Genomic DNA, 12,732 nt, shown 5'->3' with positions numbered 1-12,732 from the left:
ACCAGGAGGTATCATCATGAGCAGGAAATATCAAAACAAGGCAATTGAAGCAGTAGACGTTATAAAGGAATTTCAAGTTGGAGGTACAACAAACAGGATTTTAAAAAGTCTGTCTTTAGAGGTGATGCAGGGAGAATTTGTATCTATCATGGGGCAGTCCGGTTCAGGAAAAAGTACTCTATTATATATTCTGGGCGGTCTGGATAAGCCATCAAAGGGAAAAGTGCTGATGAACGGGACCGATATCTCTCATTTTAATGATGACAAAATGAGTATAATCCGGCGCAGAAATATAGGATTTGTATTTCAGTTTTATAATCTGATACCAAATCTGAATGTGGAGGAAAATATTATGCTGCCGCTTTTACTGGACGGTAAAAAAATGAAAGAATATAAAGGGCAGTTAGATAAAATATTAGGGATCGTGGGACTGGATGACAGGCGGAAACATACACCCCGGGAACTGTCAGGAGGCCAGCAGCAGCGTGTGGCTATTGCACGTGCTTTAATCGGAAACCCAGAAATTCTGTTTGCCGATGAACCTACCGGGAACCTGGACAGTAAAACGGGGGCGGAAATTATGGAGCTGCTGAGAGAAATAAACCATAAAATCGGTCAGACTATTATTATGGTAACGCATTCACAGGAAGCGGCCAGGTGCAGTGACCGGATTATAATGGTGCAGGACGGGGTGATCGTGGAAAATAGCTGACTTTCAGAAATACGAATCTTTCCATGCAGGATTGAGGAATCAGGTTTTCACCTGCTCTCTGTCTAAAACCGGCATAACTGCATGCAGATAGGGAACGGCAAATTCTTCCGTTAAGATCCAGTCCGCTACCTTATCTTTGGTCAGGATAACAGGCATGCGGTTATGAATGTCAGCCATGGAATTGTTTGCTTCTGTGGTCAGGATGACAAACCGTTTTTCTCCTTTAAATACATTGTAGATTCCCGCCATATAAAGCGTATTTTGCCCGGGAAGGGTAAAACGATATTTTGTCTTACTGCCATCCTGGGCCCATTCATAGAAACCGGTACTGGGGACGACACATCTTCTGGAATGGAGACTTTCCCGAAAGGTTCTTTTTTCTTCAGCCGTTTCAGACCTGGCATTGATAATGACTCCCTTTGTTCTGAAGTTCGGAAAGCCCCATATGGAAAGATCGGTATCAATTTGACTGTTTTCGGCTTTTAAAACAGGTGCTGTATTAGTTGGGAATATTTCACCCCGCTTCATATTATTTTCCGGATACCTTGCAGTTATATTCTGCACAATTCTCATGATTTCATGATTGTCCTCTTCTGTAAACAAACTATATCTTCCACACATTAAAATTTTCCCTCCACAAACCAATTTGGATTTTCATAAAACAGATAAGCCTGGTGCCCGCCGATAGCTATGGTATACCGCATACCCTGACCACCGGCTTTTAGAGAAGCCGCCCGTCTAATATCTATAATTTTGTCGATGGTATATATATGGCCATCTTCCCACAGGATACTCAGCGGTGTAATAGTACCGTCTGTTCCAAAGCGGGCAGTTACTTCTACAAATATTTTCTTTGTCATACGTTTACCTCAATATAGAGCGTGTTGTGTTATCGCTGTTCAGTTCTGGTGATTATTAGTATGGTGAACAGATTGGGGTTTAGCTGATTAAAGACGCTTTGTAAATGATAGGTAGTGTACGGAAAGATGGGTGTGGGAAACTGGCATGGGCTCCGTCAGCTGGCCGCAGAACTGGTATTTTCTAACCTTTCCGAAGCGCTTTTTGGCGGCACGCGGGTATTCACCGAGAAATCCTGATGCATTTCTCGGTTCAGTACCCGCTTAGTATCCGATGGGAGCCAGTCGAATACTATCCGCCAAAAAACACTCCGGAAAGGCAAGTAAATGAACTGTACCCTTTGTCAAGGACATTTTAAAAAGTGGGGCACTTTTTTCGCACCTTTACTTCCAAAGTATCCTGCATACAGGTACACCTCTTTAAATGTCATGGTATTCTATGAAATTTTTTAACTATCCGTATTTTTCTGATATAATTGGCATCCAAGTTCTTCCGGTTTTTTGGCTATGACCGGATGCGCAGGTATTTTGGGAACATCCAGTGGATATTCTCCAGTGATGACAAATTTATAAAACTCATTGGGTGCAAGCTTCGCCAGATGCCATTGGTACCGCTGATTATTATAATAAGCCATGTAGTCATCAATGACAGACTGTACCTCTGCAAAGCTTACGCATTCAGCCAGTTTTGCCTTGATATGGTCCTTCATATGCCCAAAGAAACTCTCCTGGGGCGCATTGTCCCAGCAGTTGCCACGCCGGGACATGGACTGGCGCAGCTTCTTGTTATAAAGTATATGAAGAAAACTTTGGCTGGTGTAATGGCACCCCTGATCACTGTGGATGATTGTTTCTGCTTGAAGTGAGATCCCATGACCGGCCACCAGTTTATTGACCGTTTCAAGAACAAAATCCACTTCCAGGGAGTCACTGAGCACATAAGAAAGTATCTGCCTGGTAAAGGCATCCAGGATGGTTGACAGGTAGGCAAAGGATCCGCTATAGGACAGATAAGTGATATCCGTCAACAAGACTATTCTTGGTCCATAACATTCGAACTCACGGTTTAGCAGGTTGTCCGCTACATTGCTGGTCCTTAGTGCCTTTGCCATTCTTTTATATGGATTTGGGCCTCGGTATGGACAGGAGAGGTGGAACTTTTCCATCAGCCTGCGGATTTTTTTCAGGTTCATGATCACCGGCGGGTTCATATGGAGCAGTTCCATATAGATGCCCCTGGCCCCTTTGGCATAACCATGCAGCCTGTAAGCGGCCAGAACCAGATCAAAATCCTCACGGTCCTTCTGTTCCTGAAGCGAACGGACAGGAGCTGCCTTTATCCAGGCGTAATAACCGCTTCTGGAAACACCGGCTATGGAACAGAGTTCTTTGGCAGAAAGGGAATTCTCGCTTTGCCGGATCGTTTGCTGGATAATCTCAAATATACAGGAAGAGTCGTTCATAAGCAGAGCACCTACTTCCTTGTAGTCCTGAGTGAGGAAATTTTTTTTAAGAACTCAACTTCCTGTTTCAGATAATCAACCTCATGCCGAAGCAGTTTTAATTCATCCTTTTCGGATGGCGGCAGATCAGCAGCCGGGGAGACGGAGCTTTGCATCCTGTGAGGGGAATGTCCTTGGTGAAACCCGCCATATTTATCGTACTGTTCCCGAATGTGTCTGGCAATGCTCCATACCCTGCGGTCCCCAAGGACGGCAGGATCATAGCCATGATCTGCGAGGATCTGCCGCGGAATCTCCCCTAACTGGTATTCCGAGTAAAAGATCTCCTTGAACTCCCTGGTAAAGGTTAATTGGAATTTGGACACCTTGTAGGTGTAAGGATTTTGACGAAGCAGCAGCATTTGTTCATTGGTAAAAGGGTTTTTGGTCATGGTATTCCTCCTGTTCTTAGATAAGAATACCATAAGCCAAGAGAGGTGTCTAAGCCAAAAGAGGCCTCAGCAATCATCCAAGCCAGTTGTCCCAGAAGCAGGGTATACCAGCAAGGCATGTCCACAATTGGGGTTCTGAAAGGTGAGGGGGTGTCCATTTATATGGAACTAATGGGAAGGGATGTCTAAAAAAATGGGAGCCCCGCTAAATAATGTGTCCACACTTATGGGTACATTATAAAATACTCAGCTCTGCTCTACGCTTCCTCCGCCCATACCAGTTTCCCACACCCATCTTTCCGAGATAGCATTCGTTGATACAAAGCTGGTTTTCTCAGCCTGGTGGAGACCCCTGGGTTGTGACGGTCTGTTCGTTTTTGGATGCAGCAGAGTGTGTTACGGCAGTTCAGTGTGAAAGGGGGATGATAAGACGAAATTTTACCTGCTTTCCTGATCACAGACTTAACTGGATGTAGGTACTATAACCACAAATATACTGTGGTAGAATTTAGAAACAGTTCACAGTGATAACATCCAGCTGGTTTATTGGTTTTAAAGTGTTCTATGCCAATAGCGTACAGCATGCCACAACCCCGGGGCCCAACCATGCTGAGAAAACCAGCTTTGTATCAATAAACTGCATCCCGGAAAGAGAAGGGGGCGGACCATGGCAGGCGTTTGGAAGGCGTATAGCAGATCTGAGCATTTACTTACCTTGCCGGAGTGTTTTTTGGCGGATAGTATTCGACTGGCTCCCATCGGATACTAAGCGGGCAGTGAGCTGCGAAATGCATCAGGATTTCGGAGCGAATGCCCGCGTGCCGCCAAAAAGCGCTCTGGGAAGGTTAGAAAATGCCAGTTCTGCGGTAAGCCTTCCAAACGCCTGCCATGGTCCGCCCCCTTCTCTTTTCGCGCACTACTTCCATCTACAAAGCGTTGACTCATAAGAAGTTTTGAATAGTGAGCCATAAGCCACCTATAAACTGTTCATTGTAGTACTAGGATTACCATTTATATAAATATTATTACCGGCCGCTGCACAACCTGAAATAGCATGCAACACAAAGTATGAAATGTGTTACTTACTTTTCAGGAACGATTCAGGATAGATGGTGTGTTCAGCCACCGGATCCAGGTTGGATAAAACCGGATCAGTTAACATAATTCCTCTTTGTACGGCAAAGTGTCCGAACCGCTTTCTTATGGAATCTATGGAGCGTTCTAATTCTTCCTGTTTCTGTCTTTTTACTGCTTCGTCCAGAAAGGATAGTTGTTGGAATTCCTGAAGCATAAGATTGCAGGCTCTTACACCAAGGCTTCTTACCGGATTTACAGGTCGGTTTTTACAATATAATTCGTATGCTTTATCATAAATTTCCTGCGCTGTACACGTAGGAGAATGAAGCCGTCCCTGCCTTTCATAAGAAAATAAAGTATTATCCCGAATGCTGAGCTGCACGGTCCGGCAATAAAAATGGTCTGCCCGCATCCGTTCGGCTACACTTTCGGCGAGAATCATCAGAGTAATTTTAATTTCATCATCTGAAATAAGGTCCCGGGGGGCGGTTGTACTGTTTCCTATGGTTTTTATAATGCGACGTGAACTGATATGTGCCACAGCGGATGTGTCATGACCATTTGCAAAATACCAGAGCATAATACCATTTTTCCCAAGAAGCTGCTCCAGAAAACGGACATCTGTTTGTGCAAGTTCTCCGATAGTGCGAATGCCGCATTTTAATAATTTCTGATAAGTTGCTCTGCCTACATATAAAAGGGAGTCAACCGGCAGATGCCAGATCTTTTCTTTAAAATCATGGCCGATGACGGTGGTTGCATCCGGCTTTTTCATATCACTTCCAAGTTTTGCAAATATTTTATTGTAAGAAACACCTACACTTGCTGTAATTCCAAGTTCAAATTTAACTCTCTCACGAATATGATCCGCAATTTGCTTGCCATCACCGAACAAAGAAGATGTGCCGGTTACATCCAGCCAGCATTCATCCAGACCAAAAGATTCTACCCGATCCGTATAATCCTGGTATATTTCGTGTGCCATCTGTGAAAACTCAATATAGCGGTCGTAATGGGGCGGTGTAAAAAGAATATCAGGGCATTTCTGTCTTGCCATCCAAAGAGGGTCTCCGGTCTGGATTCCATATTTTTTCGCTTCATTACTTTTTGCCAGAACAATCCCGTGACGTTCTCCCGGGTCACCAGCCACTGCCATGGGCTTTCCTCTGAGAGAAGGATTATACAGGGACTCTACGGAGGCGTAAAAGTTATTCATATCTGAGTGAAGAATTACGTGATCCAATGGGTGCACCTCCAAATATCGCATACGCATATTTTATAATGTTATTATGTATAAGCAGCGGGTGTATTTATACTGGAAATTCACATTTATTTCGCTGATTTTTCACATTATTTTCATTGATTAAATGATATACTATAAACCAAGTTGAGCAACGAGAGTGTAAGTCCAGACTTCTGTATGGATTTGCGCTCTTTTTGCTTTTATATATATATCATTATAAAATTGGAATTGAGAAAAAGGAGGTTTCAATGAGGAAATTTAGTAAATTTTTAACAGTGGTAATTGTGTTGTCCATGACAGCGTCACTTGTGGCGTGCAGGAATGGGAATGCAGAAAGCAGCACAGAACAGAACACGTCGGAGAATGCAAATAAGGATACGCAAGCAGGAGGTGAAACGCAAGCAGAAGGTGCAACACAAGCAGAAGGTGCAACACAAGCAGAAGGCACAACACAAGCAGAAGGTGCAACGCAAGCAGAAGGCACAACGCAAGCAGATGACACAGGAACAATGGATGCAGGGTCAGATGCTCCGGGTCAAAACGCTGTTTTATTGACGGAATACCAGCAGGACAATCAGAATCTTACTTTTTCGGACACTGCATGGAATTACGATGCCGAGAATGACGTGTATTGGCAGATTCAGGTGGGTTATTGTTCTATGCCCGCAGCATCTGAATATGAAACAATGGGAATATATGTTCCGGGTTCATATATGGATGGCAAAGAAAATGATGACGGTACTTATACATGCACAATCAATGCAGAGAAATCGGTAAATGGGTACACAGCCGGTACAGCGCCTATTGTATTTCCAATTAATACAGCAGGGTATTCGGCTCAAAAGGCACCTTCCGCATACAGCTATGAGGGATTAGCTGATTATCTGAAAGCCGGGTATATCTATGTCTATGCCGGGATGAGGGGAAGAAATAATGGCTATGATGATGCGGGGAATTTAAGTTATAGCGGTGGTGCACCCTGGGGGGTTACGGATTTGAAGGCGGCGATTCGCTATTACAGATATAATGATGATTTGCTGCCGGGCGATACAGAACGCATTTTTACTTTTGGTATGTCCGGAGGAGGAGCTCAAAGTGCTGTTGCCGGGGCATCGGGAGACAGCGGGTTATATAATCCTTATCTAATGGAAATTGGGGCTGCAATGAAAGATCATGATGGAAATTATATTAGTGATGCAGTATGCGGTTCTATGTGCTGGTGTCCGATTACCAGTCTTGATTATGCGGATGAAGCCTATGAATGGAATCTGGGGCAGTATGCTTCGGAAGGAACCCGGGCAGATGGTACCTGGACGGCAGCCCTGTCGGATGATATGTCGGAGAAATATGCAGAATACATTAATCAACTTGGGCTTAAGGATGAAAATGGTAACGCTTTAACACTGGAAGAGAGTGAAACAGGAATTTATACAGCAGGAAGTTATTACAATTATCTGATATCGGTTGTGGAAACTTCCCTGAATAATTTTCTGAGTGATACTACTTTCCCGTATACAGCAACAGCCGGCTTCACAAGACCGGAGGGGGGATTTGCTGGCGGTGACAGTCAGACACCATCTGATGGCAAAGGCACGGACGGACCGCCTGAAGGTTTTGACGGCAGTAATGAAAAAGGAGAACTTCCTGAGGGTATAACCGGTAAAGGGGTAGATGGTGAAAGACCGGAAAAAGGTACCATGCCTGAGATGGGGGCGGATTCTTCTGATAATGGGGGAACAACTTATGAAACCGTGCAGGATTATATTGCGTCTTTAAATGAGGAAGAGGTATGGGTTACCTATGACCAGGCATCCAACACTGCCAAGATAACCAATATGGAAGCATTTGTAAAACACTGCAAAACAGCCAGTAAGGATGTGGGGGCTTTTGACGATCTCAACTGCAGTCAGGCAGAAAACATGCTGTTTGGAAATGACGAACAGGATGCCATGCATTTTGATTCTGTGATAGCGTCACTATTAGAAGAAAATCAGGAAAAATACGCGGAACTGAGTAATTGGGATACTTCCTATGTGGAATCTTATAATAATGCTTTATTATCTTTAGATGCACTGGGGAACAGTTCTTCTTATCGCCAGAATATGTATAATCCAATGTATTATCTCTGTGATTACTATGAAGGTTATGCCACATCCAAAGTAGCGCAAAACTGGAGAATTCACACGGGCATAGAGCAGGGAGATACCGCTTTAACAGTAGAGACAAACCTGGCTCTGGCGTTAGAGCAGTGCGAAGACGTGAAATCCGTAGAATTTGAAACCGTATGGAATCAGGCGCATACAACGGCAGAACGTACCGGTGACAGCACAACTAATTTTATTTCCTGGGTGGATCAGTGTGTAAAATAAAAGATTGCAGAACTGGTATTTTCTAACCTTCCCGAAGCATCTTAGCGGCTGGGGCATTTACAGAGAAATCCTGCTACATTTCTCTGTGAATGCCCCATTCTCTATCCGCACGCTACCGATCGATCTACCAAGCTTCCCATAATCAGCTAAACCTGAATTTAAGATGAAATGGTACGATCTAGAAATACCCCCGAAAAACAATCTGCTGATTAATCTTTTTTATTTCCTCAATTAGTTTTGTTTTATCTTTGACAGAACACATAATTTCACTTCTTCTGCCTTTTATAACAATACGGTCTAAAGATGCCGCACTTGATGCAATCGGATTATGTGTTTGATATACTTCCAGAATTTCATTAACCTTTATCGACTCTTTTCCGAAGCCAAAATACAATGTGATGGATTCGTCATTCAGCAAAACATAGTTTCTTACAATAATAGGTATAAATACAAGGTTCAATATTACTCCGCCAATCACTAATGCAATAATATTGTCCCTCTTAAATATAAGATCATACAGTATCATAGCATTAGCAAGAATTTCTAAAGCCCAAAACCAAACTGCTATTTTACCTTTAAATTTCATATATTTCAACATCCTTTCACAGGCTGATTTACATCGTTGTTGAATGCCTGCAGCACCTAACTGAATGTTCGTTTAGAATTGTATTTTCATTTTTTTAGTATTCGCTTCAAGTAGGTAACATCCAGCAAATTCACTGTCTCGAAATTTCCTTTATAAAACACACCCCAGTTATTAAAAACACAAGGCAGCTCCTTTGCTTTTTGCAGTGTATCCACTTCAATTAAAGATACAGGAACGTCATTCAATTCACAATACTGTTTTATTAACTCAATTTTTTGATATACAAAGGGACATTGCATGTCATAATAAATGGTTAGCTCTTTGCTTTCAATTTCTTGTTTTTTAACGTTTGGTGCGAACCTTGGTGTGGTACCGTCAAAAGAAAGAGCAAGCAATTCATATCCAACATCGGTAGTATCAACAACCTCAAAGCCGAATTTCTTCGCGAATGCCTGGTTGGAAAGCCAGGACTTTTGTTTTTTTGCTCCAAGCATACATATGCCGGATTTACCCTTTTCTTTGGCATCAGCCAAACAATATTCCATCAGAGATTTCCCATATCCTTTTCCTTTGTGACTGCCAGAAATCCATAAACAATACAGATAATAATAGTTATCACCGGTTATGGGAACCCAAGCTGTTTCAAGGGGGGCATATTCAATAAAAACAGTTGCTTTTTCATTTAACTTTCTAAATACATGACCTTCATTAAGCCGGTCTGAGAGCCATTGCCGCTTTGCGTCAATACCTTGATGGGGCTTTTTACTGCGGATAATGCAGCATAAATGCTGATTGACAAGGTTTTCTGGTGTTAAGTTTATAAAGTCAGCACACATATTTTACTTTTCCTCTCTTGCAAATTCTAATTTACTTCATAATATCATATGGTGTAATGTAATGTCTATTTATTATTGATTTGGCAGATGAAAATAAGATGAAAATTAAATTAATATTTATCTTGACATAAGCACTATCTCATGTTATTATGAAATAGTATTTTGAATGAGATCTGGATTTCACATATTTTTGTAAGTCATTATTTCTTAATTTAATGATTTACAAAAATGTGTGATTTTTTTATTTTAATGAAAAGTATAATAAAATATTAGGAGGTATCTTTCATGAATAAAGGTACAGTAAAATGGTTTAACTCACAAAAAGGATTTGGTTTTATCACAAACGATGAAGGAGGAGAAGATATATTTGTACATTTCTCCGGAATTGCAACAGATGGTTTCAAATCTTTAGAAGACGGACAGGCTGTAACATTTGATATTACTGCTGGAAACCGTGGCGCACAGGCTGTTAACGTTTGTGTAGCATAAGTTTAAATTAAAAATTAAAAAGAGTGTTGCAGAATGATGAAATTCTTGTCATTTGCAACACTTTTTTTGTTTTGAAAATGGAATCTTTATTCCACTGTAATAACCAAGGTTTCCTTATCCAGTCCGTCTGCGCTAACCGTTATTTTTATTTCGCCCGGATCAAAGCCGGACCGAATGGAAGCCAGCAGGCGTCCGTCATAGGTATTCCATGCTGTTGTATAATAATGATTACTGGTATGAGGATCAGCGCTGCCGAATCCCTGCAGAGTACCTGCACCGTCAACAGATATATGAATTACAGTTTCTGACTGCAGATTGAATATACCGTTTTCGTCCTGAAGCCCGATTGTAACGTATGCCAGATCATTTCCATTAGCGGTTAAGACAGGCTGGTCAGATGACAGGGATATTTTTACAGGTGTTTTTGCGGTTTGCAGGATATCCCGTCCTGATTCCATTCCGTTTTGATAGCTGACAGCCATAAGTGTTCCTGGCTCATAGGTAATTTCATAAGAAGCGATGAACCCGGCTGCCTTTCCGGCTGGTTTTCTGCCCAGGGAAATATCATTCAGGAACAATTCCACTTCTTCGCTGGAAGAGAAAATATCTACCACAGCAGGTTTCCCTTCGTACCCATCCCAGGTCCAGCTGGCAATGTTATCTTTGTGCATCCAGGTGGTTTTCCCCGGGGTTTTGCCATAATGGTTCACTCTTTCTACGGCAAGGTAGGGTGCTGTTCTTAATCCGAACACTATTTCACGCAGATAGCTGATAGGTCTGCGGTATCCGGTAATATCTATGTCTCCGATATATGCGATACTGTCCGGATAATTGTGATCCTGGAAACCGTTGATGCCATTATAGTAGAAAATACCGATTCCGGCTTCTCCCAGATAGTCATATCCTGTCCAGGTAAAGTCACCGATGACATGGGAATTGCGTTCCACGATATCCCAAAGTCTGACGATTTCGGAAGGATAGGTCTCAGTACCGAGAACCAGCCGGTTGGGATGCAGCTGGGCCTCCAGCTCATGGCGCCCGGTTATGTAATTAAATCCGGCGATGTCCAGACCACCGCTAAACCCTTCCAGGAGATCTGTCAAGGTAGAACTGGCATCTATATAATCTTTAGCCGGACCTTCCATCAGGCTGGCAAAAGCGTTCATAACGGAAATGCCTCCTTCCCCGGCACCCGATGTCTGTTCTAAAATGTGTTCCATACCGGTAGCCTTAACGGCTTCTTCCAGCAGCGGCTGCATGTCACTTCGCAGTGCCAGAAAGCTGTTAGCGGCATTGGTGGTGTAGCGGGCAGAATCCAGGGATTTTATTTTTTCCACAATTCTGCGGTTCATTTCAGCGCCGCGTTTGGTTCCCACCTCGGGTATTTCATTTCCGGTACAATACATGATAACTGAGGGGTGGTTGTAATCCTTCGCTACCATACGCTCCACTTCATCTTCCCAGAAATCCTCAAAATAGTTTCCAAAATCATGCGGATTTTTACGGATATGCCACATATCTGACAGTTCATCCATTACTAACATGCCAAGTTTGTCACAGGCTTTCAGCATAGCTTTGCTCATTGCATGATGGGAGCTTCTCAGACAGTTAAAACCGGCTTCTTTCATCTGGCGGCAGCGGCGTTCCTCTGCCTTTTCCAGAGTAACGGCTCCAATAATTCCGTTGTCATGATGGATACAGGCACCCCGGAGTTTCACTTCTTTACCATTTATACGCAGGCCATGACGGGAGTCTAACTGCAATTTACGGATACCCAAAGTGCTGACAGCTTCATCCAGTATGGTATCCCCTTCTTTTAATCTGGTTCTGCAGGTATAGAGATAAGGAGAGTCACAGTCCCACAAATGAGGCTCCCAGACCGGAATCCGCTGCAGTGTCTGTATATTTTTATGCGGATATGCAGTGACTGCAGTTTCCTCGGAATTCACTATTGTTCCTTCTGCATCCAGAATTTCTGTAATCTGGATTAAATCGTGTGTACGAAGTGTTTCATTGGAAAATTTTGTTTTAATACACAGGACGGCGGTATCCTGATCAATTTCCGGGATATCGATCTGCAGACCATTTACCGGGATATAAAGTTTTTCACTGACATAGATATTTACATTTCGGTAAATGCCGCTGCCGGAATACCATCTGGTATTCCCTTCACTACTGTTGTCTGCAGCCACTTCGATTTTATTCTCATGGCCGGGGATAAGGAAGCCGTCAGCCTGAATGGTAAACTGGGAATACCCGGAATGATGGCTTCCGGCAAAATCACCATTGATATATACCAGCGCACTGGGATAAACTCCTTCGAACTCCAGTACAATATTTTTATCCATCCAGTCATTGGGGACAAAGAACATTTTAGTATAGAGATATGATTTACCCGGATAGTATCCGGTCTGTTTCCCGTTTTTGGTGTCAGGGGTTTTTTGTTCCAGAATCATTGCGTCGTGGGGAATGGTTACCGGTGTACCTAAATCCAGTTCCGTTGAAAACAGGTTTGAAAATGGCTGGTTGAATCCTACTTTGATATTCCATCCAGCGTTAAATGATTGTGATAGCATAAAGAATCTCCTCTCATAATAGCTGCCGTGTTCTGTCTTTAAAATAGACATTTATATCTGTATATGTTATATTCTATATAAAAAGATGGAAAA

12 protein-coding genes are annotated in these 12,732 nt (G+C 42.7%); 4 read left to right on the top strand and 8 right to left on the bottom strand.

All coding sequences use genetic code 11. The features are described from left to right. Positions 1-16 precede the first annotated feature (16 nt). Positions 17-712 (top strand): ABC transporter ATP-binding protein, encoded by a 696-nt coding sequence (locus tag CD03_RS0101350; protein ID WP_027292094.1) that lies wholly within the window; start codon positions 17-19, stop codon positions 710-712. A gap of 39 nt (positions 713-751) precedes the next feature. Here the strand turns inward: CD03_RS0101350 and CD03_RS0101345 are convergent, their stop codons facing one another. After that, positions 752-1,333, bottom strand: a complete 582-nt coding sequence (locus tag CD03_RS0101345) for an SOS response-associated peptidase (RefSeq protein ID WP_027292093.1) — start codon at positions 1,331-1,333, stop codon at positions 752-754. Beyond that, positions 1,333-1,572 carry a hypothetical protein gene (locus CD03_RS0101340; protein ID WP_027292092.1) on the bottom strand — a complete coding sequence of 80 codons (240 nt, stop codon included), beginning with the start codon at positions 1,570-1,572 and terminating at the stop codon, positions 1,333-1,335. The genes CD03_RS0101345 and CD03_RS0101340 overlap by 1 nt, the downstream gene beginning before the upstream one ends. 114 nt (positions 1,573-1,686) lie before the next feature. Between CD03_RS0101340 and CD03_RS38715 the strand changes: the two genes are divergently transcribed. Continuing rightward, positions 1,687-1,809 carry a hypothetical protein gene (locus tag CD03_RS38715; protein ID WP_255348045.1) on the top strand — a complete coding sequence of 41 codons (123 nt, stop codon included), beginning with the start codon at positions 1,687-1,689 and terminating at the stop codon, positions 1,807-1,809. Positions 1,810-2,018: 209 nt separating this feature from the next. On the opposite strand, the gene CD03_RS0101330 is transcribed toward CD03_RS38715, so the two are convergent. The 3 genes from CD03_RS0101330 to CD03_RS0101320 all read right to left on the bottom strand — a co-directional run bounded on the left by CD03_RS0101330 (position 2,019) and on the right by CD03_RS0101320 (position 5,756). Beyond that, positions 2,019-3,032 (bottom strand): IS3 family transposase, encoded by a 1,014-nt coding sequence (locus tag CD03_RS0101330; protein WP_027292091.1) that lies wholly within the window; start codon positions 3,030-3,032, stop codon positions 2,019-2,021. Positions 3,033-3,043: 11 nt separating this feature from the next. Continuing rightward, the gene (locus tag CD03_RS0101325) at positions 3,044-3,463 is read right to left on the bottom strand and encodes an HTH domain-containing protein (RefSeq protein WP_027292090.1); all 420 of its coding nucleotides are present in this window, start codon (positions 3,461-3,463) and stop codon (positions 3,044-3,046) included. Between the two features lie 1,078 nt (positions 3,464-4,541). Beyond that, the gene (locus tag CD03_RS0101320) at positions 4,542-5,756 is read right to left on the bottom strand and encodes a DNA polymerase Y family protein (RefSeq protein WP_377141285.1); all 1,215 of its coding nucleotides are present in this window, start codon (positions 5,754-5,756) and stop codon (positions 4,542-4,544) included. A 275-nt stretch (positions 5,757-6,031) separates the two neighbouring features. Between CD03_RS0101320 and CD03_RS0101315 the strand changes: the two genes are divergently transcribed. After that, positions 6,032-8,152 (top strand): subtype A tannase, encoded by a 2,121-nt coding sequence (locus tag CD03_RS0101315; RefSeq protein ID WP_027292088.1) that lies wholly within the window; start codon positions 6,032-6,034, stop codon positions 8,150-8,152. Positions 8,153-8,330: 178 nt separating this feature from the next. Here CD03_RS0101315 and CD03_RS0101310 read toward each other — a convergent pair whose 3' ends face one another. Next, positions 8,331-8,738: a PH domain-containing protein gene (locus tag CD03_RS0101310; RefSeq protein WP_027292087.1), complete on the bottom strand. Its 408-nt coding sequence runs from the start codon at positions 8,736-8,738 to the stop codon at positions 8,331-8,333. Positions 8,739-8,824: 86 nt separating this feature from the next. Continuing rightward, on the bottom strand, positions 8,825-9,574 hold the full coding sequence (locus CD03_RS0101305) for a GNAT family N-acetyltransferase (protein ID WP_027292086.1): 750 nt from the start codon (positions 9,572-9,574) through the stop codon (positions 8,825-8,827). A gap of 285 nt (positions 9,575-9,859) precedes the next feature. Here CD03_RS0101305 and CD03_RS0101300 point away from each other — a divergent pair, with 285 nt between their 5' ends. Next, positions 9,860-10,063: a cold-shock protein gene (locus CD03_RS0101300; protein ID WP_027292085.1), complete on the top strand. Its 204-nt coding sequence runs from the start codon at positions 9,860-9,862 to the stop codon at positions 10,061-10,063. Between the two features lie 86 nt (positions 10,064-10,149). Here CD03_RS0101300 and CD03_RS0101295 read toward each other — a convergent pair whose 3' ends face one another. Continuing rightward, positions 10,150-12,639 carry a glycoside hydrolase family 2 protein gene (locus CD03_RS0101295; RefSeq protein ID WP_027292084.1) on the bottom strand — a complete coding sequence of 830 codons (2,490 nt, stop codon included), beginning with the start codon at positions 12,637-12,639 and terminating at the stop codon, positions 10,150-10,152. Positions 12,640-12,732 lie beyond the last annotated feature (93 nt).

Source organism: Robinsoniella sp. KNHs210, assembly GCF_000686105.1.
In the GTDB taxonomy this organism is placed as follows: domain Bacteria; phylum Bacillota; class Clostridia; order Lachnospirales; family Lachnospiraceae; genus Robinsoniella; species Robinsoniella peoriensis.
The sequence above is the reverse complement of the archived record's forward strand: the minus strand, read 5'-3'. Positions and strand labels throughout refer to the sequence as shown.